Source organism: Candidatus Arsenophonus phytopathogenicus (assembly GCF_056113345.1).
On sequence record NZ_JBUIOB010000010.1, the window covers coordinates 15,673 to 35,912 of the forward strand.

The window sequence follows — 20,240 nt, forward strand, 5'->3', positions numbered from 1 at the left end:
AGCCCTAACCAGTCAGGGCGGATTTTTAGTAGCGTCCCTTTTCCGTACGGTAGAAAATTGATAATTCCGGTTCGCCGTTTTCCAGTAGTTCCTCAACTAGTGGATACGCCAGCGCAGAATCACGCATCATTTCAACCTGTTGAAACTCGTCTTTTTTGAGCGTGATTTGATTGCTGGAAATTGCTTGCGCCTCAAACTCCGCCCTTGCCTGTTTGCCGTCTTTGGTTCGCAAATTCAGTTCCGGTGAACACGTGTATTGTTCAGCGAAGCGCGCTGGCTAAAGCATAGCTGCGTGTACAGCCGAACCGATTAAAAACGCGCCGTGTCTGGCTTCTGTGTAGGGTGCGTCCCTGTACCAGTCCAGCACTGCTATCGTGTCTGCTTGTTGAACCAGCCGGATTTGCGTACTGGAATAGCCTTTTGCAGCATGATAGAGACTGTTTTCCAAATGACGAACAACCAGACTTTCCGTGGGATTCAACGCATCAACACAGCCGTTCAACATCTCAAGCGAGATATTCTCACCGCTCATGATTTTTCCGTTAACGGGTGGAAAAGCAGAGAAGATAGAGGTGTCGTCAATGTTTTTGATGACCGAGTTAATTAACTCCTCTTCATCTGTACAATTATTAACCAACTCTTCAACCTCGACATTCACCTCGCTTTTTTCCACTTTTTCCACAGGGATAACGACAGGTTTAGTGGATAACTCTGTTGATTGCGTTAATAGCTCATTATTTTTCCAACAATCAAAAAAATTACTCGCTATTTCCTTGATTTCGCTTAAAGAGATAATTTTGCCTGCTTCCTGCATTTTCACAGACAACAGTTCACGCAGTTTGGTATATTGCTCAAAAAGCTCTGGCTCTTCCGCTGGATTGGCGAGCAATTCATCTGCATCTCGAATTTCGCCTTCGTCGTATTCTTCCTGAATCCCAAATATCGTCAGCAAAGCGCAAAACTGGTCTATTTCCTGTTCTTCGGTAATACCCGTCTGCTTCTCGGTATTGGCGAGGTATTCCTCAACCGTGATTTCTTCCAATCTGGGCGATTTGTAAAAACAGCAATTTGCGCCGTCTGTTTCAAAGATATGTTGAGAAGCCAATTTCTTGGCTGCAATTTTCGTCTCAGATGCAAGATAGATATGCGATGTTGTTTTGCCGTTCTCGTGGTCAACGGTTGTGATAATCGTTGCTTTGAAGTATTTCATTATTTTTCCCCCTCAACGCGGTTACTCGCCTGTTGTTCTAATCTCCGTAGAATTACGCCTCTGGCTTTGGGTAATGCCTTTTCTCTTTGGTTATCCGAGCAATGGCAACAAGCACCCGAGCACGCTTTCATCGTTGAAGTCTTGTAAAAAAGCGCCTTGAATTGTTTACGGTTAATTTTTTCAACAAACTCGATACACGCCTCTTCAAGAAAACCACAGGGGCGGTTATCAAGACTTGCACGCCAAAAGAAGCTCACAAGAGCTAATGAGAGCTGTCCACAGTGACAACAGGTAAAACGAACATCAGGGAGACCCTGAAAGGTTCGCCGAAATCCGTTGAGGGTATAGGTGTATTTCATGCCGCACCTCCGATACTTAGAAGTTACAAACGCTGACGATTTGTGAGGTGTTTTGATGTGAGAGCAAAGTTTAATATCTGCTCGATTGATGTGCCACACACTTTCATTATGTGCGCAATATGCGTACTATTTCGCATAGCTCAACTCCTAGCTCGCTTAGGGTTTGGGTTAGCTTTGAAGTGGTGTCTTCAGCACTGACTTCAGAGCGATTTGTTTAACTTAATTATTGAATATATACTTTTTTCTTCTTAATTCTCACAAGATCATTTTCATCTATCCAGCATTTCCATTCTGTTGCAATAGATAAATCTGTAAGTGCTTTTTTTAATTTCTGCTTAAAAGTTTTTAGAACCTTCACATCACTACCACACAAAACCCGTAATGTATCAACCTTATATGGGAATGGTTTATCATGTGAACTAAAAAAACCGTGTAACCATTTCGCTAATTGTTTACCACTAAGTGTTTCCCTTTCTTTTAATTGTAATCCAGTCCATTTTTTATCTGAAAATAAAACAGAAATACTCTTATTCAAAGAAATTACAAACTCACCACTAGTTTCATCACGAAACATTTCATTTATTAAGTGTCCTGTGTAATATATTTTGCAATCATTAATTTCTACTGTGCAATATGTTAGCCTTACAAAACAACATTTAATCCATTCGTGATCTCTTTTTCCTGTATTTCGATTTAGTGACTTTAAGAAATTATATACAGAAAATCTAACATGATTTCCCAAGGGGATATTAGATAATCGTCTAAGACATTCTAAATAAACATCCAAATCTGATTGATCAAGTTGATCTCCAGTATATTTGATAGTTATACCGCCAACCGTAGCCTTTAAAACATCTTTTTGATATTCCCTTGCGCCTTTACCTACAACACCGAAAAGCGAACTACGTAAAATTGAATTAGGAATGGCTCTTTTATTATCAGAAACACAAGGCAAAACATGGTTAACACAACCACCATCTTCTTTTTGATCGCCACTAGACTTTTTATTGCCTTTTTGCTTAATAGAAACTTTTTTTGCTATAGCTTCAATACGATCTTGCAGTAATTTGGTCATGTAATGTTATCCGCGCATAGATCAATAACAATCAATTATGAATTACGTTTCAAAAACCTTGAAATAGTTATAGAGCTAACTTTTATCTTTTTGTTTTCATATAAAAAATCAGCAATTTGCTGAAAAGATGCCCCTTGATTTCTCATATTGAAGATTATCTCTTTATTCATTTCTAGGAATTGATATTTAAAATTCTTAGCCCTGATATCAACTTTATCGTTCACAATCATATCCATTTTTAATTTACTAATTATTTGGAATAATAGTCAATCAAGTTAAACATGTAAAACAATAAATATATTATTAATAACTTATCACCAAAAAATCACGGGATAGCGGATACCAATCTTAAAAAAATAACTTTAATTACAATATGTTATGTTTATATTTTTATTTATTATAATTTATTTATAACCAGTCAAAAAAGTATTATAAATACAAAGTAATTACGATTATGGTAACGTTGGTAACAGAATTGTTTTCTTTTATTAACCTATCAATTACGGGATAGCGGATACCGATTCACGGGATAGCGGATACCGATTCACGGGATAGCGGATACCGATTCACGGGATAGCGGATACCGATTCACGGGATAGCGGATACCGATTCACGGGATAGCGGATACCGATTCACGGGATAGCGGATACCGATTCACGGGATATTAAGACTGCAAGCATAAAATGCGCTATAATAAAAGCAAAAAAATAATATATAATAGAAATAAATACAATAACTTATATTAATTCAGTGCAATAAAAAGAAAGGAAATAGTTCAATTCATTAAATTAATAACCATTTGATTGTAAAGGCAAAATAAAAAATAGCTAAATTTATAACTTATTGAAAATAAAGTAAAAAAATAAAAAAAATTACATCTAAAAAGCCAGCTAATCTTTTATAATCAAAAAAATATAATCTTTTTTAATCGGCTTTCCCCTGTGAATAACTTTTTTTTCCAACCAAAGCCCTAAACCGAAAAATATGTTACTACTGAGTGACCGTATTTCTCTTTTGCAATTATGATATTCCGCTTCCTCGTCTGCTCGCTCGCTTCGCGCGGTCACAGACTGTGGCGAGCGGAGAAACTTTAATTAAAATTAATGATATAATTTTATCTAATAGTAATTAGACGAATACAATGTTGAAAATTTATTATGAGTTGGATTTACCTAGTATTAGCAGGATTATTCGAAATCGGATGGCCTATTGGCTTAAAAATGGCTCAACAGCCCAACAATCGTGCTATTGGCATTATTATTGCCATTTTTTTCATATCGCTTAGTGGATTATTTTTATGGTTTGCTCAAAAACAAATCCCAATAGGCACTGCATATGCTATATGGACTGGTATAGGCGCAACAGGAACATTTTTAGTTGGCATATTTTTTTATGGTGACCCTAGTTCGCTATACAGATACCTAGGACTAATGATGATTATTGCAGGTATTATTACTTTAAAAGTGGCTCCCTAAAATCAAAAAAGCACAAAAAATACAAATAATAACTAGTGTTATCTAAGCATAAATAGTTGCACTATCCAGACGCTACAACTAGGATTAATCTATCCACTAATTCAGGCACAACATGAACAAAACAGAACTCATCAGCAAAGTTGCAGAGAAATCAAGCTTAAGCAAAAAAGACGCAGAAAAGGCGGTTAAGTAATTAATGACCTACGACGCAAAGTCAATGCGGCGTTCAACATCCGGCAAAAGGGTATATTGGAATTACAGGCGGCGGGACTCGTCGTTTCTGCCCATGGAGGCCAGCGTAAATCCGTCACACAGACGGTTGCGGACTGAGAAGTCGGAAGCCTCGCCGTTTACGGCGGGGAGCAGTCACCTAAAACTAAATTGACATCTCTAGAAAAAGAGCTAGAAGAAATTCCAAACTTCGGCGGATTCAAGCAAATCAAAGGGCGGTTTTTTGATAAGAGAAGCGCCGAAGCTGCTGGGTATAATTGGGATGAGTATTAATTTGGAATATAATTATCCTTAATTTTTGATGAAAAATGATGAAAAATGATGAAAAAAAGTAAAAAATCCTTATTACTATTAATTGGCTCTTACCTGATTATATTTGGTATTGGATATGGTATAGGAATATGTTCATTTCCATTATTATCTCCTGAAAAAACTCTTACCCTATCAGAAATCAAAGACGTAAAAGATAAAGCCCGTTACGTTGGTGTATTCACTAAAAATCAAAAAGGCAGTAATTTAGAACATTGGGTTGATGGAAAAATTTATGTTTCTGAAAAAGAGTTAGCTTTTGAAGGTAATATTTCACCTCGTACTACTCCTGAAATATATCTAACAAAAACTCAAGCAAACGACGAAGAGTCTTTCCTAAAGATAAAAAATGAATCCTTGTATATTGGGTATATTAACACTTTTGGTAATTTCAAAAAAAACATACCTAATAATGCTAACATTGATGAATATACTGCTATACAAATTTGGTGTGGAAGATTCGAAAAATTTCTAGGGTCAGCTAAATACAAATAACTCGAAGTTGGTAATTAAAACTAACTTAAGAAAAAAAGATTCAGAGAAAGCGATGAACGCATTCATTGAAACAGTGACAGAAACACTAAAGGCGGGAGATGACGTACAACTCGTTGGCTTTGGCAACTTTCAGGTTAAGCCAAGAGCAGCAAGGGAAGGACGCAATCCAAAAACGGGCGAAACACTTAAAATTACTGTTGCAAACGTACCAAGTTTTAAAGCGGGTAAAACGTTGAAAGAAGCAGTCAAATAACTGACCGAAAAAGATGTACGAATTAAAGCACCTGTACAGAACACAATTTGACTATTTTCGTACAGGTGTTTTGTTGAGTGTACGAAACCGGCGATTTGTACGTCAACGAAAAACGCCGTAAACCCTAGCCCAATGCGGGCGGGGATATAAGGCGAAAAGGTATATTGGAATTACAGGCGGCAGGGCATGCCGTTTTAGCCTGTGAAGTGAATGGTGCAGTAATGCCGTCAGCAGCAGGAACCCGACCTCTGAGCAATCAGACGGTTACCCACTAACGGGAATTTCCCTCCTGAGTCACGAAGTGCTAAGGTGGGGGAGGATGTCAATTTGCGAGAAAATAGCGGTTTTATTTTATTGTTAGTTTTTTATATTCTATATATCTTTCAACAGCTTCTAACCAAAGATCAGCCTTTCTAATTCGTTTGTTTTTCTTTTTGCACTCTTTAAAAAGTTCATCCATCATTTCTTTGGCTATTTCTGGAACTTGTATGGCTTTATATTCATGCATGAATTTTGCCGCTGCACAACTGTACTCTGTGTTTTTACAGATAGCGATGGAGAAATTAAGGCTAACGCTAAAATGATAGATTTATTTTCTCGGTTTGAATAAAGATATGCTGAAATTGCCGTTTTTCGTAATATGCCATTTGTCATCTAATTACAACTGGATGGAACAGTGCAACCCGGTTGGGGATGCAGCCCTAACGGATTAGTAGGACGAACCCCAGAAGGGGCTTTGCTGTCGTGTCAAAATGGACGCTGGGCGTCAGGAGCTTCCCTGCAACAACGTGAATGCAAACAGATGGGTAACTGGAGGGCAATACTTCAGAGAATATCGGTGCTCTATGAGTTGGTATGCTGCTGGGCTTAAGTTTGTAGGGCATCAGAATGAAGAATCAGCGTACGTAACTACCTGCTGTAAGTAACATAAAATTAACATAATGAAATGGCCAAATCGAAAGTCGCCCTCTCTGATAAATGGCGTTATAATCTTTTTTATTGTTCTTTTTCTAACTAAAGAAAAACTTCTATGAAAAAAACACTTTTTTTATCCGTAACACTTGCCACTATGGTTTACCCTTCATGTATTTTTGCCAACACTTCTTTGGGTCGAGATAAAGATGATGACGGAAATACCACATTATCAATTCACTTCAGCAATAAAGAAGCCAAAGAAATTTATAAACATCTGGAATATGCTCAAGGATTGGGGGGATATGTTGTATCTGATAACGGAATGGGAAAGAGCTACCTGTCCAGCCCAGCGATGACCTGCACGAAAAGTAATCCAGATATGTTAGGCCGAAAACTAAATGATGATTCACCGGATTTGTACACTTGTGATCTCACCATTGGGACTAATGGCCTAAAACAAAATCCTTAGATCATATTGCCCCGTGTCATTAACACTGAATGACACGGGGCCGTTGAAAAACTTTGATGACCACGCTCAGGGTAACAAGCGCTGCTGATTAATCCGGCTATCGATAACCCATTTCCCGTTACGCAAAGCAAGCTGAAAGATTGACATTTCTGCCTGAACAGCATCATCCCATAAATCAGATAGTTCATTGACATCCTCCCCCACCTTAGCACTTCGTGACTCAGGAGGGAAATTCCCGTTAGTGGGTAACCGTCTGATTGCTCAGAGGTCGGGTTCCTGCTGCTGACGGCATTACTGCACCATTCACTTCACAGGCTAAAACGGCATGCCCTGCCGCTAAAATATTACGCGCACCATTGATATCAGCGTTCGCTGTATATCCGCATTCGAAACACTCTAACTGACTTTGTGTCTAGCGATTTTCTTTTGCTGTATGATCACAGCAAGCGCCCCGTTGACTCGTATATGCAGGTGGCACAGCTAATACATGACCTCCTCGCCAGTGTTGTTTGTATTCAAGTTGACGGCGCATCTCGTACCAGCCCTGATCTAGTATTGAACGATTTAAGCCTGATTTGGCTCTAACGTTCCGCCCGTGTTGCTCTGCCGTGCCTTTTGCCGATTTCGACATGTTACTGACCTTCAAGTCCTCAATGACAATCATGGCGTGGTTTTTGCTTATTTCACTGGTGACTTTGTGAAGGTAGTCTTTACGAATATTGGCGATATGGGAATGTAACCGCTGGATTTTTCTTTTCTGTTTCTGCCAGTTGGCACTGAATTTTTCCTTGCGGCTTAACTGGCGTTGAAGCATTGCCAGCTTACACTGGCTTGATTTGTAGCTGTTGACGGGTTGGTATACCATGCCATCTGAAAGCGTGGCAAGTTTCGTTACCCCTGCATCCAAGCCAACTATTGTTGTACTTGCATGCTTCGGTTCTACTGTCTCAACCTCAACCTCAACCTCAACCTCAACCTGAAATGAAATATACCACTTACCCGCAGACTGGCTGATTGTTGAGTTTTTGATTTTACCGAGGATGTCCTGTGACTGCCGAAATTTGACCCAGCCGAGACCTGACGGAAGCTTCACCCTGAGTTTTTCGAGGATGCAATACTTCTCAAAGTTAACAAAACGGATTGAATCACGTCCGTCGTTTTTCTTCTTAAATACAGGGGCTTTCGCGGTCAATTTTTTATCAAAACAGCGTTTCCATGCGCCATGCAAGTCTTTCAGTTTTTGTTGCAGATTATCAGTGTAGGCTTCCTGTAAAAAAGCATGTTCACGTGTTTTCTTCCATGCCGTTAGCATTCGGTTTAGTTCAAATGCTGACGGTAGTTTATCGCCTGAATCCAGTATTTTTTTAGTCACATCCAGCCCATAATTCCAGACAAAACGGGCACAACCGCATAACTGCCGTAGACGTTGCGACTGTTCTGATGTTGGTTCCAGTCTAAATTTGTAGGCTTTCAGGATTAGCATCATAACTCAGTATGTAGTAAGTTCTTTCACTATACTAGTGTATTTACGGTCAACTTCAATGCAAAAGTACAAAATTAATCGCTCAAGACATGCTGCCTTTCTTTTGCATGTTCATCTTGTTTTTGTAACGAAATATCGTCGAAAAATACTGGGGGAGTTACACTATGCAGCCGAAGTCTGTCGTTACTTTGGTGCGGAGCTTAAAGAAAGTAACGGGGACATCGACCATGTTCATATGCTGATCGAGTACCCACCAACAGTGCAGTTATCAGTGCTGGTTAATTCTCTGAAAGCTGTTACATCCCGCCGTTTACGTAATGAGTTTCTCGATTTGCGCGGTGCTTACGGCAAGCCGGTACTTTGGTCTCGCTCATATTTTGCTGGTTCGTGCGGAGGCGCGCCGCTGGAAGTGGTAAAACAATATATTCAACATCAGCGTGGCTGATGGTTCTTCTGGCTTTTCAGCCCCATCCAAATTCCCCTCCCGCCTTATGTCGGCGGGAGTACCCTTTGGAGGTTAAGATGGAGAAATTGAGCGTAGAATCAAAGCTATGTTTTCGTCAAAAAATTAAATAATTATTTTATGCACTGACTGAAGGTGTATCTAGCACCTCCAGCCAGCTAACCCTAAACCTAGTAAGAATAGGAGTAAGGCTAATGAAAAAGTCTACCTTCCGCGTGCTTGTCTGTGAAGCACCAAATCAAATAATCCAGTTATTCGCTCGAACCTCACGCAACTTTTCTCTGTAATTTTCGAGTGACCGTTCTCTATGTAACTTCTGGTGATATTCCGCTTCCTCGCCCTTTAGGATGGGGAGGATGTCAATTCTTTCGTCTAGCCACTTTCGGGTTCGCAATTGGCCTTCGACGTAAATCTGACGACCTTTATCGAGATATTGACCTGCAATTTCAGCTAATTTACCTGTGACAAAGATTCTATGCCATTCTGTTTTTTCCCGTTGTTCGCCAGTCTGTTTATCTTGCCAAGATTCATTTGTCGCTAGTGAGAAAGTAGCAAAACATGACCCGTCTGGTGAATATCGAACAATCGGTTTATCACCCAAATGACCAATTAAAATAACTTTGTTAATTCCTCTGATTGTCATAAAAATCCTTACATTTTAACAAATCATTAATTACTGAAAATTACTTTTCAGTATTTTTCTGATTTCATCAGCTATTGTAGTACCCTTTATTGCACAAGTTGATTTGATTTTTTTATGTAGACTTTCAGGAATATCTATTGTTAAGCGTTTATTTATTTCAATACTTGATGTTTTTATTTCTCTTTTCTCGACCCAATCATCAGCATTATTTTTAATATCTTTTGTTTTAAAACTAATTTTTTTAGCCATTTAAAACTCCAAAATCTCATCGACTAAACTGGATATTTCTTTACTTGAAATTCCATCTGGATCGGATTCAAAAACAACATTTCCAGAAGCAGCAGTTTCGGCATAAATGACACGTTGAGAAACTACTGAGCAAAAAACCTTTGTTTCATATTGTGCTAATGCGTCAGTGACATCTCTCCCAATCGCTGTATTTGAGATTTTACGATTAATAACAAAGGCGTATTTAAGTTTATCTTTAAAAATGATCGCTTCTTTGATTAAATCAATAACTTCTTGTGCCGCCCAAATGTCGTATGGACTTGGTTGGACAGGAATCAAAACTACATCAGAGGCTAATATTGCAGAACGTGCTAAATCAGTTACTCTGGGAGGGCAATCAATTAGAATATGATCATAATCTTTGATTAAAGATTTAATTTCTTTATGAAGAGTAGGTCTGGGTAAACCAACAACTGTGAATAAAGGGTCTTCATTTCTAACTGATGACCAATCTAAAGCACTACCTTGCGGATCAGCATCAATTAAAAGCACTTTTTTTCCACCTATAGCTAATTTGGCCGCTATATTGACACTTAGAGTTGTTTTACCAACTCCCCCTTTTTGGTTTAACATTGATATAATCAATCGTGTTTCTCCATTTCTGTAAATAAAGATTTACTAGTTACAGTATTTACTTAATTACGATTAATTACAAGACGTAAATATTTTTACGGCTATTTTTGATGAGAAATTACCGATTGCCACTCAAAAAAAATAAAAAAAATTAAGCTCCGTAAGTTATTGATTTTGATCGCTTTATTTCAATCTTATTTTTTATGTAAGTTGTTGAAATTGATTGCTTTATTTCAATCTTATTTTTTATGTAAGTTGTTGAAATTGATTGCTTTATTGACATAGTGAAATTTCTAGTTACAATTGGAGAATCGATTTTTAGCTGTTTTTTTGTACGGCTTTTGCTCTTTAACCGTCAACGTCGCTTTTTGGCTCGTTGATACAATCTGGATTTCTTCCAGAGTGTCTGGAAGGCAGAACACAGAAGTATGAGTGTTCTGTTTTGATGTTTTTTACTTGTGCGTCAACGCGCGGATAACCCATGCAAAAAATATCAACACAAGACATTCTAGAGGAGGTTCATTTTGCATAAGAAAATGGGAACTGTGAGAATAGTCGTCTTGCCAAGGTAAGATAATTCCAAATCCAGAACCTATGAAAAATTTGGAGAAATTTTAAGGAAAAAAGACGCTGAACGTGAGTTTAACCAAAAACTCAAAAAAGCCTTTTGGCGACACGAAAATCCACGCCAGCAGTTACAAGATTTTCAACGACAGATAGTGGTTTACGCCAATCTGTTAATGAAACACCGCAAAAAACAGCAAAAACAAATAATAGCTAACCAAAAGGCGCGAATTGACGCTTACTTTTTTTATTAAAAATAACTTTTTTAAACCCCACCAGGGAAAATCATAAATGAAATAACCCGCCGCTTAGTTGTTGGGTTGGGGCATTTTTTTAAAAACTTTGGAGGACAGTGATAGTGAGTATGTTGTTAATGGTTAAGGCGATGAATACCCAAGTAGGAAATCCAGCCAGAAAACTCGTTTTACTTAAACTTGCTGACCACGCCAATGATGAAGGTGTATGTTGGCCTTCGTATGAATCTATTGCGAAACAGTGTGAAATTTCAAAAAGAACGGTCATGAGGCATATTGCCGAATTGGAAAAACAGGGACTTGTTCAGGTTTTTCATCGAGAACGAAACGGGCACCATCACAATCAGTCAAACAGGTATGTTTTGCAGCTAAATAATAGTCAATCATTGTCACCCAATCGAGAAAGAGAAAAAGAATCAAACGATAGTGACACTGTGTCACCCGAATCAGTCATATAGAACCAGTCATAAAATAGAATCTAATAATACTAGTTGTTCACACATAAAATTTGTTCAGCCTCCAAGCCAAATAATTTGGCAAGATTATTTTGAGCATCGGAAAAACAAAAAAGCCAAGTTAACTGAAACAGCACTTAATAGACTTGTACAAAAAATTAACGAAGCAAACAATTTTGGTTATTCCACCGATGATATTTTGGCTACATGTATGTTGCGAAACTGGCAAGGCTTTGAAGTTTCGTGGCTTGAAAACAGAAAGTCTTCAATTTCTCGTCGTGAAGAGCTAGAGGTTGCCTGGAAAGATACCAGTTGGGTAAATGGTTTGGAGGATATTTTATGCAATGCGTTTCAGAGTTAACCGCTAAGATTCGCCGTCATAAATCGTTTGGTCAGCGGTATAAAAATACGATTAATCCCCATTTTATCAAATTGTTTAACCGATTTTTTGAGAATCTAAAAGTGATTTTTCCAGCCAGTATTGCTTTACTCAAGACGCAATCAGAGCTCGCCATTTTTAAGCAGCAGTGGATTAGCGGATTCGCTGAAAACAATATTAATTCTGACCGTCACATCAACGCGGGTTTAAGGATTGCCAGACAACGAAAATCGCCATTTTTGCCGTCTGTCGGACAATTTATCGGTTGGTGTCAGCGAGGAATACGGGCTGCCAACACCTCAGAAAATTAGCGAAAAATTACAGGCGTACTGTCATCGACGGGGTTACGATAATATCCATGATTTTGATTATGGCTCGAATGCCAATTATTGGCTTGTTAACGAATTATATCGAGCCATGATGACTGAATCATTGAACTATAAACAGATCGAGGACAAAGCAATAAAATTGATTGATGACTTAACAAAAAAATTACTCAATGGTTATGTGATACCCAACCCTCACTTGTCATTAACGAAAAAGCCCCGTTCAAAACCAATGAGTAAGCCTGTAGTCTTGGAGAGAATTAGAGTAATCAAGGAAAAATACGGTTTTGGAAAAAGCTATTCACCCAATTTACCTAGTTAGTTAACATCCTCCGCACCCTAAGAGACTAGTATTCCTAATACGCTAAGGGCGAAGTCTGAATCATTTCGGTGGTTCCTGTTTCAACTGGGCCAGCTACCACCGAAAAATTCAATAACAGAACAGACGTTTTTATGGAAAACAAGGATGCGCAAAGCCGATGTCATTGAGGCAGCAAGAACTACCTGCTGAGGCTATAGTTAAAAGGATGACGTTTATTTTTCGGCGATAAATTTTTTAATACGACAGAGCATTTATTTTTGTTACACAAACAAAAAAGGATTACTAAATGAAAAAATCAATTTTTTTGATGTTACTAATAGCGATGTTTTTACAAAAATCATCATTTGCCATGACAAGAGTACCCACTATCTCCTGTCCTGAAGTTCAAAATATTCAGCAGCATGGAGGGGAGCATGGTGGTTTCGTTTATACCGCTACTGCTACTAATAATTATACTTGGGAAGGTGAAAACCCCATCGCCGATGAAGAAGATTTGAGCGTGGTATCTTTCAGGGAAAGTTATATTACTGGTGAAAAAACGGTTAGCTGTGACTATGTCGGGAATGTGCCAAATGTTGGAATGAGAATGTCACTAACCGCTTTGTCAGCAGTGCGACCAGTAGGAACAGTATGGGAAAATAAGAGACAGTCTGATGGTCGAATTTTACCTCACTGTACAGCTGGTGCAACGCAGTGTTCTTTCGAAATTAATTAACCGTAAAATAACTGGTTAATTAATCCGCTCTGTCGTATTAATGATTTTAAGTTTTATAGTGTCTCTCAAAGAGATATTTTCATTTACGCCACCGCCATACTCCCAAATTAAATAACTAAAACGAGTAAGGCGGCTGGCTACCGTTCTATTTTTTAAAGAGGTCGCTCAGGTGGCCTTTTTTATTGATTAAAAAGAGGCATAAATGCGCTGGAGAAAGAGACGGGAAAGTGAGCAGGTGGAAGACCGGCCCGATAGTCCGGAAGCACAGGAAGAGAATGACAACCTGACAAAAGTTCGGCGACGACGGAAGAAAAAGGCGGCCGTCAAGAAGACCCGGAATTTCGAAAAGCGGAAGGCGATTTGCACAATCTGGCACCGGAGTCAGGAGAAGAAATGGCGCAAGACCCTGATTGATGCCACGATATGCGCGATTATTGCGTGGTTTGCGCGTGACCTGCTGGCGCTTTTCGGGTTAAGTGCGGGTCTGGTCTATCTGGCCAGTGTCTTCATCGGTTACCTTGGCACTGATTTTCTGGGGGAGGCATTAACGGACTCACTGCCTTTTCGGGGGTTGAGGTTGTCGGTCAAAAAACCGGACACAAGGAAAAAAAATGACAACCAGCGACGCAGGGGTAAGTCGGATTAAACAGTTTGAGGGGTGTCGTCTGCGGGCTTATCGCTGTCCGGCCGGACGCTGGACGATTGGCTATGGGCATACGCAGGGGGTGACGGAACGGATGACAATTTCACCGTCACAGGCGGAACGCTTTTTAACCGATGACCTCGAGCAGACAGAGGACGTGATTAACCGGTGTGTGTGGGTCACGCTGACCCAACTCCAGTTTGATGCGCTGGTATCACTGGTCTTTAACATCGGTGAGGAAGCATTCGCGACCTCGACCCTGTTAACAAAACTCAATGCGGGCGATGTTGCGGGCGCGGCGAATGAATTTAACCGCTGGGTCTATGCGGACGGAAAAAAACTGACTGGACTGGTCAGACGGCGAGCGGCGGAACGGGAGAGGTTTTTGTCATGATGCGCGGATCACTGATTGTCCTGCTGGCCGAGATGGACAAAAAACATTATCAGGAATTAACTCATGCGAGACAGACGATTGAGGCACTTAGGCTGGCTGTTGCCCGGGGTTTTAAGCGGTTGCGGGTCAATGCCACCTGCCCTAAAGAGTCCGGCGCTTCTTCCTCCGCCAGCGTGGATGATGGCTCCACCGCCCGACTTACAGCAGACGCTGAACAGGCTTATTACACCTTACGAGAACAGATTGCTACAGTCACCGCCCAAACCTTAGGGCTTCAGGGTTACGTCAACACACAGTGTCAATGAATTTTTCAATGTAATGAGAGGATTAATAAAGATGAATAGTCAATACGAAAAAGGTATCGATGTATCAAGATGGCAGGGAACAATAGACTGGAAAAAAGTGGCTGATAGTGGTGTAAAACATGCTTTTATTAAAATGTCAGAAGGAGGAACCTATACTGATCCTAAATTCGTGGAAAATTTCAAGAATGCCAGTAATGTAGGTATTCAGGTTAATTGTTACCACTACTTTATAGCTGTAAGCAGCACTCCTCAACAGCAGTTTGATAATATCAAAAAGAATTTATCTTCTGTTGGTTTTGAAACCTCGAAAAATTCGTTAGCTATTGACGTAGAAAGTAAAAACAACCAAGGTGCTACACCTGAAGTGATGGCAGATAATTTACACGCTTTATTAAATTTAATCAGCAAGGACGATATATTGTCCTGTCAGGCTACATTTATATATTGTTCCCCCGCATATTGGGATAGCGATGTGAAATGGGATAAATACGATTTTAGTGTTTACCCGCTATGGATTGCTAATTGGAATGTAGAAATGCCACGTATACCATTATCCTGGAAAAATGTAGGTAAAAGTTGGACGTGGTGGCAATACAGTTCTAAAGGAGTGGTTGAGGGTATCACTGAAAATGTCGTTGACTTGGATTGGGTAAAAACTTCTTAATCTTTTCTTTAATAAACATGTTTATAAATTGACATTCTATCCTATCAGATAGGATGTCAATTCTTTCCATCCTCGATAATCTGAATATGAGTTCAATCAAATTAATCAACACTCGCCACGGCAACGATTAGCAAAGCCGTGACCTCAAAGTCTGAGGCGGTCGATGCTGCTGTGAGTACCATGACAGGCGTGAAAAAAGGCAAAGTGACCGCGCAATTGCCGTTAAGTCGCCCCAAAATCATGACGGGCTTTTCGTTTGATGAATTACGCAAGCTCAAAGACGAAAAGGAGCAACTCTATATCGACAACGGACAGCTTCATATTTTGAGACGAAACGAGGTGCAAAACGGGAAAGCGGAATGAATCAGTGTCAGTACCGGATTGATGGAAACACCCACGCTTGACGACAAAAACGTGCTGACCTTTAAAAGCGTCCTTAATCCCAATGTGTCAATTGGTTATCAGGTAGCGATAGACAGCAAGGTTGCACCACATCTTAACGGCGTTTATCGCATTTTCGCGATTGACTACGCAGGTGAAAGTGACACAGGCGAGTGGGCGATGACGTGCAAATGCCAGCAGGAAAAAAAACTACGTGGTGGTGAAGGAGAGTAAGGCGTGAATATCGAACTGATGAAAACCATTGCCAATCATATCAAATCTGAGATTGGCTGCGCCTTGATTGCCAAAGTGGTCAAGGTGAACCAAACCACCGTCGATTGCCAGCCTGTCGTTAAAAAAACGTGGTGATTAATGATGAAATTCACGCAATCGAATTTCCGGTTTTCCCCAATGTCCCTGTCTCTTGTCAGCAAGGAGGCGTAGAAACAGGCAATGACAGCACCGGAAAACCCAATTAACCCGAAGGTGATTTTCGTGAAAACAGCACAGTTAACCGAGCACAACGATTGGCGATTTGGTCATTCGCTTGATGATTACCTGATTGATAGCGAAGCGATCCACCAGAATATCAAAACTCGTTTGCAGTGTTTCAAAGCCGATTGGTGGCTAGATGTTGAGTTTGGTCTGGACTGGCTGCAACTGCTTGGCAGTCGTGGTACGGGCGAAACGTTGCGCCGTGAAATCTACAAGGTGGCTTTCGCTCCAAATTTGCCCAGGATTTTTTGCCACTGAAATTGCCCGATAAGCAATATCGCAGCCTGATTAAGCTCAAAATCATCAAAAACACCGCCCTCGCTACCGCCACGCAAACAGGCGATGTCAGCCTGTCGTCACTCCAGCAGGCGGTGAGTTTTGTGATTGAGGGGGAGGGCTATCTGATTGAACGCCAGAACATGAGTCTCACTATCGTCATTACGCCCAGAGCAGACAGGGAATGGCTGGAATTCATCTTAAGGCTTGACTTACTCCCACGTCCGCAAGGCGTTCAGATTAACTACGTCACGCAAGAGCCTAAAGGCACCTTTGGATTTAAAGAACATCAGAATGCAACTTCTTGGTACAGCCGCTTTAGCCCTGACCTCAATACCCGTGTGGGCTATTTTGCCAAAAAAACCTTTTTAACATAGGAACATAACATTGAAGATTAAAAGACCCAACATTGATATTCAACCGTTTGCAGGTGGAAGCAAAACGGAAGAAAGAACCGCGTTTGGTTCAAAAGAAATCACCGACAATCTTGAGAAAAATATCAATGCCGATTTTGCGCGTGGCTGGGGAATTGTGCCTGTTTCAGAATTGCCCACCATGCAGGATTTTAATGCGGTGGGATTCACAATCAGTTCTCTTGTGACCCACCTCTACCAGAACGGTATTGCTGAATATGCTGAGAAGCAAACTTACAACAAAGGCGCAGTGTGTCTGTCTGACGGCAATATCTATCTATCAAAGACCGAAAACAACGCCGGAAATCAAACAAAACACCAGTTAATCGACGAAGCGGAGTCAAACATTACGCTACTTGAGCGTAAAGTACGCTTAGGGATGGCCACTAACAGTGAAAAAACCGCGCTACGGGCCTGGGAAATGTACAGCGTGAAACTGAATGATATTGATACCACCACCGCGCCAGATATTGACTGGCCGAAAAAACCGGAATGATGTTTTTAAAACAAAAAAACCTGACTAACAGATAGTTGAAACTATATCTATGGTCAGGTAGTTAATTTAAAAATTATAAATTACTATAATATTTTTTATAGCGGTGGAAAAATATGAATTCTATTATTCTGGATGCTCTAAAAGAGACAAACAAAGAAATATTAGAGATATTAGAAAATTATGAAATTGATAGGAATACGATTGATTTGGAATGTCCTTTTTCCCATTCAAAAGTTTTTAACAAAGTAGAATTTAATAAGTTGATGGAAAATAATGGAATCCATGACGTTGCTATTTCAACAGAGTTGCTAAGTATTTTTACAAAATTCCAAACTTTTAAAAATAATAATAACGATTTTTCTGCTGATGATGATTATCAGGAGCAACATGAATATGGCCATAATAACTGTTTTTCTTCAGAAAAAATATATTACAATGAAGAAAAACAACATATAGATGGTTTCGGTGTATTTGCAGGAAGAGGAAATATTTTTTATCAAGACAAAAATAGAGAAAGCATCCTAGCAGATCTTTTTTCAAAAGATGGATTAAATTTATCGATTGCAAGGATGGAAATTGATTATAATTACCAAGCCAGTGAACTTGATGAGCCTATAAATCAATATTGGGTGGTGAAGAATGCAAAAGAAAAATATAATATAAACAAGATTTTTGCCAGTATCTGGTCTCCACCTACTTATATGAAAACAATTCCTGGACAGCTTGAAGGAAAAAATTGTAATAGACTAAACCCAAATTATGATGATGCTTTTTGCGAATATATTTCAAATATCTGCGAAGACCTCGAAAAAATAGGAATTTCTTTATACAGTATTTCTCCAATGAATGAGCCTGAATTTCCTACTCCAAGTTGGGCAGGTACAATCTGGTATCCAACAGATACTGCTAGGTTTATTCCAAAACTAAAGGATACCCTAAATAAAAAAGGGATGCAGATAAAAATGATCATGGGAGAATGTGCTAACTGGTTTTTATCTGATGTTTACACCTTCTCTAGTCTGTTTCTTATGTGGCTAAAGGGCACTAGTAAGAAAATAGACATTTGCGCAAGCCACGGTTATACCATACCTAATTTTATTTCGGGGGAAACAGATGTTACTTATAATCAAAAAGCTTATGACTGGGTGTTAAATCGGTCTTCGAAACCCAGATGGATAACAGAGATCTCAGAAACCACAAAGTTTGATCCTAGCATGAAAAAAGGATTGGAGTTCGCCGCTAGTTTGCATAATTTTCTAACAAAAGGGAATATAAGCGCTTTCACGTTCTGGCTTGGTGTTGAAAAAATCAGCAATGAATGTTTGATTAAAACTGATGGTGATACCTATAGCAAAGGTAAGGTATTTGATATTTATGGCAATTATACCAGATACATCAATCCTGGCTCTATCCGTATCAATACATCAAAAAATAAATCACATAATGGAGTTTTATATTCTGCTTTCAAGAACCCCAATGAAAAAAACTCGTTAACAATAGTAGCCATCAATAATAATTATCATATTAATGAACTAAAATTCGAAGTAATTGGTTCAGATATCAATATATTGACACCTTATGTTACTTCAGAAGGAAAAAATAATAATTGGATTAAATTAGATGAGATAAAAAAAGATAAATTAACAAACACATTCACCATACAATTACCATCATATAGTGTTGTTACATTGAAAAATAACTGATTGACATCCTCCTCGCCCTTCAGGGCGGGGTCAGTCAATTAACCATCACATATAACAAATTCAACGATAAATATTTTTTCTGTGACCAATATCTATTATTAGAATAATTAATTCTTTATCTTGAATATTTGCCACAATTCGATAATTTCCAACCCGATAACGCCATAAACCCTTTTTTTCTCCCTTTAAAGATTTCCCATGAATTCTTGGGCTTTTAGTGTTAATCAGGTTTTTATTTATCCAAGATAAAATAAATAATTGGTCTGATTTGCTGATGTTTTTTAATGTTTTTGCGATATCTTTGTGATATTTAACGGCATACATCAACAAGACCCAAATCAGAAATTAGCTCATCATGACTAATAACATCATCGTTAGTCATTTTTTTCATGATATTATTTGCGCGCTGATAAAGCTTGATATCAATTTCATTCTCAATGCGTTCAAGCGCTGACTGTCTTAACAGATTTGAAACAGATATACCGTTAAAATCCGCAAAATCTTTCAGCAATTCTTTATCTTCTCTGGATATTCTAATGGTTAAATTTTCCATTTATTTACCTATAATGTATTTGCAATGCACTTACATTATAGGTTAGTGATAACATTTAAGTCAATGACTCGGACTAAAACGGGATTTCTTCCGTTCTTCGAGCACCGCGCTCACCTCTTTTGCTTTCTTTCTCAGCCTCAAAAAAACCATGCACTATTTCACCGTCTGGAAATCGCCAAGCGTCGCCTGTGCCGTTTGCTAGCCTTGCCCTCCATGCTTCACTATCTTCTTCGTCCAACATACCTAGCTGGACGGGATAGCGCCCACATTCCGGTCTTTTGCCAATTGCACAAAACAGAAAATCAATATCAAGATTAAACACCTTCTGCGCGATAATCCGGTAGAATGCGGCTTGCAGGTGGTAGCCAAACTTGTCAACAGATTTGCCAAAGTCATGAACGTCATCTGTCGTTTTCACATCAAGGATGAACGGTACGCCAGAGTAGAGCCCTAACCAGTCAGGGCGGATTTTCAATAGCGTTCCGTTTTCCGTGCGGTAAAAAATTGAGAGTTCTGGCGCACCGTTTTCCAGTAGTTCGACAACCAATGGATATGCCACTGCAGAATCACGCATTAGCTCAATTTGCTCAAAGTCGTCTTTTTTGAGCACAATTTGGTTGCTGGCAACGGCCTGAGCTTCAAAATCAGCCAAAGCCTGTTT

The 20,240-nt window shown here is 39.3% G+C and carries 33 protein-coding genes and 4 pseudogenes; 23 read left to right on the top strand and 14 right to left on the bottom strand.

Annotated features, from left to right (window positions below; all coding sequences use genetic code 11):
* Positions 1-25 precede the first annotated feature (25 nt).
* From AC01GB_RS01590 to AC01GB_RS01610, 5 genes are all read right to left on the bottom strand, one after another.
* Positions 26-232 carry a hypothetical protein gene (locus AC01GB_RS01590; RefSeq protein ID WP_474449969.1) on the bottom strand — a complete coding sequence of 69 codons (207 nt, stop codon included), beginning with the start codon at positions 230-232 and terminating at the stop codon, positions 26-28.
* A gap of 45 nt (positions 233-277) precedes the next feature.
* On the bottom strand, positions 278-1,210 hold the full coding sequence (locus tag AC01GB_RS01595; protein ID WP_474449970.1) for a hypothetical protein: 933 nt from the start codon (positions 1,208-1,210) through the stop codon (positions 278-280).
* Positions 1,210-1,569 carry a hypothetical protein gene (locus AC01GB_RS01600; RefSeq protein WP_474449971.1) on the bottom strand — a complete coding sequence of 120 codons (360 nt, stop codon included), beginning with the start codon at positions 1,567-1,569 and terminating at the stop codon, positions 1,210-1,212. The genes AC01GB_RS01595 and AC01GB_RS01600 overlap by 1 nt, the downstream gene beginning before the upstream one ends.
* A gap of 223 nt (positions 1,570-1,792) precedes the next feature.
* Positions 1,793-2,644: a plasmid replication initiator TrfA gene (gene trfA, locus AC01GB_RS01605; protein ID WP_474449972.1), complete on the bottom strand. Its 852-nt coding sequence runs from the start codon at positions 2,642-2,644 to the stop codon at positions 1,793-1,795.
* Positions 2,645-2,679: 35 nt separating this feature from the next.
* Positions 2,680-2,868, bottom strand: coding sequence for a helix-turn-helix domain-containing protein (locus AC01GB_RS01610; protein ID WP_474449973.1), 189 nt, complete (start codon positions 2,866-2,868; stop codon positions 2,680-2,682).
* 933 nt (positions 2,869-3,801) lie between these two features.
* Between AC01GB_RS01610 and AC01GB_RS01615 the strand changes: the two genes are divergently transcribed.
* The 5 genes and pseudogenes from AC01GB_RS01615 to AC01GB_RS01635 all read left to right on the top strand — a co-directional run bounded on the left by AC01GB_RS01615 (position 3,802) and on the right by AC01GB_RS01635 (position 5,407).
* Positions 3,802-4,119: a DMT family transporter gene (locus AC01GB_RS01615; protein WP_474449974.1), complete on the top strand. Its 318-nt coding sequence runs from the start codon at positions 3,802-3,804 to the stop codon at positions 4,117-4,119.
* A gap of 112 nt (positions 4,120-4,231) precedes the next feature.
* Complete coding sequence (locus tag AC01GB_RS01620; RefSeq protein WP_474449999.1) at positions 4,232-4,312, top strand: HU family DNA-binding protein; 81 nt, start codon at positions 4,232-4,234, stop codon at positions 4,310-4,312.
* A 14-nt stretch (positions 4,313-4,326) separates the two neighbouring features.
* Positions 4,327-4,449: pseudogene (locus AC01GB_RS01625) on the top strand (RNA-guided endonuclease TnpB family protein); the annotation flags it as partial.
* A gap of 219 nt (positions 4,450-4,668) precedes the next feature.
* On the top strand, positions 4,669-5,154 hold the full coding sequence (locus tag AC01GB_RS01630) for a DM13 domain-containing protein (RefSeq protein ID WP_474449975.1): 486 nt from the start codon (positions 4,669-4,671) through the stop codon (positions 5,152-5,154).
* Positions 5,155-5,167: 13 nt separating this feature from the next.
* Positions 5,168-5,407 carry an HU family DNA-binding protein gene (locus tag AC01GB_RS01635; RefSeq protein WP_474450000.1) on the top strand — a complete coding sequence of 80 codons (240 nt, stop codon included), beginning with the start codon at positions 5,168-5,170 and terminating at the stop codon, positions 5,405-5,407.
* Between the two features lie 346 nt (positions 5,408-5,753).
* Here AC01GB_RS01635 and AC01GB_RS01640 read toward each other — a convergent pair whose 3' ends face one another.
* The gene (locus AC01GB_RS01640; RefSeq protein WP_474449976.1) at positions 5,754-5,915 is read right to left on the bottom strand and encodes a hypothetical protein; all 162 of its coding nucleotides are present in this window, start codon (positions 5,913-5,915) and stop codon (positions 5,754-5,756) included.
* Positions 5,916-6,083: 168 nt separating this feature from the next.
* On the opposite strand from AC01GB_RS01640, the gene AC01GB_RS01645 reads away from it, so the two are divergent.
* Both AC01GB_RS01645 and AC01GB_RS01650 read left to right on the top strand, forming a co-directional pair.
* On the top strand, positions 6,084-6,278 hold the full coding sequence (locus tag AC01GB_RS01645; protein ID WP_474449977.1) for a hypothetical protein: 195 nt from the start codon (positions 6,084-6,086) through the stop codon (positions 6,276-6,278).
* A gap of 159 nt (positions 6,279-6,437) precedes the next feature.
* Entirely contained in the window at positions 6,438-6,791 is a 354-nt protein-coding gene (locus tag AC01GB_RS01650) for a hypothetical protein (RefSeq protein ID WP_474449978.1), read from the top strand.
* 66 nt (positions 6,792-6,857) lie between these two features.
* On the opposite strand, the gene AC01GB_RS01655 is transcribed toward AC01GB_RS01650, so the two are convergent.
* The gene (locus tag AC01GB_RS01655; RefSeq protein WP_474449979.1) at positions 6,858-6,995 is read right to left on the bottom strand and encodes a hypothetical protein; all 138 of its coding nucleotides are present in this window, start codon (positions 6,993-6,995) and stop codon (positions 6,858-6,860) included.
* 34 nt (positions 6,996-7,029) lie between these two features.
* Positions 7,030-8,274 (bottom strand): annotated as a pseudogene (locus AC01GB_RS01660) (RNA-guided endonuclease InsQ/TnpB family protein).
* A 58-nt stretch (positions 8,275-8,332) separates the two neighbouring features.
* Here AC01GB_RS01660 and tnpA point away from each other — a divergent pair.
* Positions 8,333-8,719: an IS200/IS605 family transposase gene (gene tnpA / locus AC01GB_RS01665; protein WP_474449980.1), complete on the top strand. Its 387-nt coding sequence runs from the start codon at positions 8,333-8,335 to the stop codon at positions 8,717-8,719.
* A gap of 385 nt (positions 8,720-9,104) precedes the next feature.
* On the opposite strand, the pseudogene ssb reads toward tnpA, so the two are convergent.
* The 3 genes and pseudogenes from ssb to parA form a co-directional block, all read right to left on the bottom strand.
* A pseudogene (ssb, locus tag AC01GB_RS01670) lies at positions 9,105-9,380 on the bottom strand (single-stranded DNA-binding protein); the annotation flags it as partial.
* Between the two features lie 30 nt (positions 9,381-9,410).
* The gene (locus AC01GB_RS01675) at positions 9,411-9,629 is read right to left on the bottom strand and encodes a plasmid partition protein ParG (RefSeq protein WP_474449981.1); all 219 of its coding nucleotides are present in this window, start codon (positions 9,627-9,629) and stop codon (positions 9,411-9,413) included.
* Complete coding sequence (parA, locus tag AC01GB_RS01680; RefSeq protein ID WP_474449982.1) at positions 9,630-10,253, bottom strand: ParA family partition ATPase; 624 nt, start codon at positions 10,251-10,253, stop codon at positions 9,630-9,632.
* Between the two features lie 916 nt (positions 10,254-11,169).
* Here parA and AC01GB_RS01685 point away from each other — a divergent pair.
* From AC01GB_RS01685 to AC01GB_RS01755, 15 genes and pseudogenes are all read left to right on the top strand, one after another.
* Positions 11,170-11,517, top strand: coding sequence for a helix-turn-helix domain-containing protein (locus AC01GB_RS01685; protein WP_474450001.1), 348 nt, complete (start codon positions 11,170-11,172; stop codon positions 11,515-11,517).
* Positions 11,486-11,875 (top strand): hypothetical protein, encoded by a 390-nt coding sequence (locus AC01GB_RS18070; protein ID WP_488656424.1) that lies wholly within the window; start codon positions 11,486-11,488, stop codon positions 11,873-11,875. Before AC01GB_RS01685 ends, AC01GB_RS18070 begins: the two co-directional genes overlap by 32 nt.
* Positions 11,854-12,541, top strand: a pseudogene (locus AC01GB_RS01695) (replication protein P). Before AC01GB_RS18070 ends, AC01GB_RS01695 begins: the two are co-directional and overlap by 22 nt.
* A 286-nt stretch (positions 12,542-12,827) precedes the next feature.
* Complete coding sequence (locus tag AC01GB_RS01700) at positions 12,828-13,256, top strand: DUF3757 domain-containing protein (RefSeq protein ID WP_474449984.1); 429 nt, start codon at positions 12,828-12,830, stop codon at positions 13,254-13,256.
* A 202-nt stretch (positions 13,257-13,458) separates the two neighbouring features.
* Positions 13,459-13,902 (top strand): phage holin family protein, encoded by a 444-nt coding sequence (locus AC01GB_RS01705; protein WP_474449985.1) that lies wholly within the window; start codon positions 13,459-13,461, stop codon positions 13,900-13,902.
* Positions 13,868-14,293, top strand: coding sequence for a lysozyme (locus AC01GB_RS01710; protein WP_474449986.1), 426 nt, complete (start codon positions 13,868-13,870; stop codon positions 14,291-14,293). The genes AC01GB_RS01705 and AC01GB_RS01710 overlap by 35 nt, the downstream gene beginning before the upstream one ends.
* Positions 14,290-14,598 carry a lysis protein gene (locus tag AC01GB_RS01715; protein ID WP_474449987.1) on the top strand — a complete coding sequence of 103 codons (309 nt, stop codon included), beginning with the start codon at positions 14,290-14,292 and terminating at the stop codon, positions 14,596-14,598. Before AC01GB_RS01710 ends, AC01GB_RS01715 begins: the two co-directional genes overlap by 4 nt.
* A 31-nt stretch (positions 14,599-14,629) precedes the next feature.
* Positions 14,630-15,262: a glycoside hydrolase family 25 protein gene (locus AC01GB_RS01720; protein WP_474449988.1), complete on the top strand. Its 633-nt coding sequence runs from the start codon at positions 14,630-14,632 to the stop codon at positions 15,260-15,262.
* A 180-nt stretch (positions 15,263-15,442) separates the two neighbouring features.
* Positions 15,443-15,625, top strand: a complete 183-nt coding sequence (locus tag AC01GB_RS01725) for a hypothetical protein (RefSeq protein ID WP_474449989.1) — start codon at positions 15,443-15,445, stop codon at positions 15,623-15,625.
* Positions 15,626-15,877, top strand: coding sequence for a baseplate hub protein (locus tag AC01GB_RS01730; RefSeq protein WP_474450002.1), 252 nt, complete (start codon positions 15,626-15,628; stop codon positions 15,875-15,877). It begins immediately after the preceding gene.
* 3 nt (positions 15,878-15,880) lie between these two features.
* Positions 15,881-16,012, top strand: a complete 132-nt coding sequence (locus AC01GB_RS01735) for a hypothetical protein (protein WP_474449990.1) — start codon at positions 15,881-15,883, stop codon at positions 16,010-16,012.
* Between the two features lie 84 nt (positions 16,013-16,096).
* Positions 16,097-16,396, top strand: coding sequence for a contractile injection system sheath initiator (locus tag AC01GB_RS01740; protein ID WP_474449991.1), 300 nt, complete (start codon positions 16,097-16,099; stop codon positions 16,394-16,396).
* Positions 16,387-16,791, top strand: coding sequence for a baseplate wedge 1 family protein (locus AC01GB_RS01745; protein ID WP_474449992.1), 405 nt, complete (start codon positions 16,387-16,389; stop codon positions 16,789-16,791). Before AC01GB_RS01740 ends, AC01GB_RS01745 begins: the two co-directional genes overlap by 10 nt.
* 10 nt (positions 16,792-16,801) lie before the next feature.
* Entirely contained in the window at positions 16,802-17,323 is a 522-nt protein-coding gene (locus AC01GB_RS01750; RefSeq protein ID WP_474449993.1) for a tail fiber assembly protein, read from the top strand.
* Positions 17,324-17,436: 113 nt separating this feature from the next.
* Positions 17,437-19,026, top strand: coding sequence for a glycoside hydrolase (locus AC01GB_RS01755; RefSeq protein ID WP_474449994.1), 1,590 nt, complete (start codon positions 17,437-17,439; stop codon positions 19,024-19,026).
* 60 nt (positions 19,027-19,086) lie between these two features.
* Here the strand turns inward: AC01GB_RS01755 and AC01GB_RS01760 are convergent, their stop codons facing one another.
* From AC01GB_RS01760 to AC01GB_RS01770, 3 genes are all read right to left on the bottom strand, one after another.
* Positions 19,087-19,350, bottom strand: a complete 264-nt coding sequence (locus AC01GB_RS01760) for a type II toxin-antitoxin system RelE family toxin (protein WP_474449995.1) — start codon at positions 19,348-19,350, stop codon at positions 19,087-19,089.
* A complete protein-coding gene (relB, locus tag AC01GB_RS01765) occupies positions 19,337-19,579 on the bottom strand; it encodes a type II toxin-antitoxin system RelB family antitoxin (RefSeq protein WP_474449996.1) in 243 nt (80 codons plus the stop codon). Before relB ends, AC01GB_RS01760 begins: the two co-directional genes overlap by 14 nt.
* A 73-nt stretch (positions 19,580-19,652) precedes the next feature.
* Positions 19,653-20,189 (bottom strand): PD-(D/E)XK nuclease-like domain-containing protein, encoded by a 537-nt coding sequence (locus AC01GB_RS01770; protein WP_474450003.1) that lies wholly within the window; start codon positions 20,187-20,189, stop codon positions 19,653-19,655.
* Positions 20,190-20,240 lie beyond the last annotated feature (51 nt).

Excerpts from the sequence above, each read along its gene's own strand:
- AC01GB_RS01675 (WP_474449981.1), bottom strand. The coding sequence starts at position 9,629 with ATGGCTAAAAAAATTAGTTTTAAAACAAAAGATATTAAAAATAATGCT.
- AC01GB_RS01700 (WP_474449984.1), top strand. The coding sequence starts at position 12,828 with ATGAAAAAATCAATTTTTTTGATGTTACTAATAGCGATGTTTTTACAA.
- AC01GB_RS01650 (WP_474449978.1), top strand. The coding sequence starts at position 6,438 with ATGAAAAAAACACTTTTTTTATCCGTAACACTTGCCACTATGGTTTAC.
- AC01GB_RS01725 (WP_474449989.1), top strand. The coding sequence starts at position 15,443 with ATGACAGGCGTGAAAAAAGGCAAAGTGACCGCGCAATTGCCGTTAAGT.
- relB (WP_474449996.1), bottom strand. The coding sequence starts at position 19,579 with ATGGAAAATTTAACCATTAGAATATCCAGAGAAGATAAAGAATTGCTG.
- AC01GB_RS01755 (WP_474449994.1), top strand. The coding sequence starts at position 17,437 with ATGAATTCTATTATTCTGGATGCTCTAAAAGAGACAAACAAAGAAATA.
- AC01GB_RS01710 (WP_474449986.1), top strand. The coding sequence starts at position 13,868 with ATGACAACCAGCGACGCAGGGGTAAGTCGGATTAAACAGTTTGAGGGG.
- AC01GB_RS01630 (WP_474449975.1), top strand. The coding sequence starts at position 4,669 with ATGATGAAAAAAAGTAAAAAATCCTTATTACTATTAATTGGCTCTTAC.
- AC01GB_RS01760 (WP_474449995.1), bottom strand. The coding sequence starts at position 19,350 with ATGTATGCCGTTAAATATCACAAAGATATCGCAAAAACATTAAAAAAC.
- AC01GB_RS01615 (WP_474449974.1), top strand. The coding sequence starts at position 3,802 with ATGAGTTGGATTTACCTAGTATTAGCAGGATTATTCGAAATCGGATGG.
- AC01GB_RS01705 (WP_474449985.1), top strand. The coding sequence starts at position 13,459 with ATGCGCTGGAGAAAGAGACGGGAAAGTGAGCAGGTGGAAGACCGGCCC.
- AC01GB_RS01740 (WP_474449991.1), top strand. The coding sequence starts at position 16,097 with ATGACAGCACCGGAAAACCCAATTAACCCGAAGGTGATTTTCGTGAAA.
- AC01GB_RS01720 (WP_474449988.1), top strand. The coding sequence starts at position 14,630 with ATGAATAGTCAATACGAAAAAGGTATCGATGTATCAAGATGGCAGGGA.
- trfA (WP_474449972.1), bottom strand. The coding sequence starts at position 2,644 with ATGACCAAATTACTGCAAGATCGTATTGAAGCTATAGCAAAAAAAGTT.
- AC01GB_RS01620 (WP_474449999.1), top strand. The coding sequence starts at position 4,232 with ATGAACAAAACAGAACTCATCAGCAAAGTTGCAGAGAAATCAAGCTTA.
- AC01GB_RS01600 (WP_474449971.1), bottom strand. The coding sequence starts at position 1,569 with ATGAAATACACCTATACCCTCAACGGATTTCGGCGAACCTTTCAGGGT.
- tnpA (WP_474449980.1), top strand. The coding sequence starts at position 8,333 with ATGCAAAAGTACAAAATTAATCGCTCAAGACATGCTGCCTTTCTTTTG.
- AC01GB_RS01685 (WP_474450001.1), top strand. The coding sequence starts at position 11,170 with ATGTTGTTAATGGTTAAGGCGATGAATACCCAAGTAGGAAATCCAGCC.
- AC01GB_RS01640 (WP_474449976.1), bottom strand. The coding sequence starts at position 5,915 with ATGCATGAATATAAAGCCATACAAGTTCCAGAAATAGCCAAAGAAATG.
- AC01GB_RS01715 (WP_474449987.1), top strand. The coding sequence starts at position 14,290 with ATGATGCGCGGATCACTGATTGTCCTGCTGGCCGAGATGGACAAAAAA.
- AC01GB_RS01595 (WP_474449970.1), bottom strand. The coding sequence starts at position 1,210 with ATGAAATACTTCAAAGCAACGATTATCACAACCGTTGACCACGAGAAC.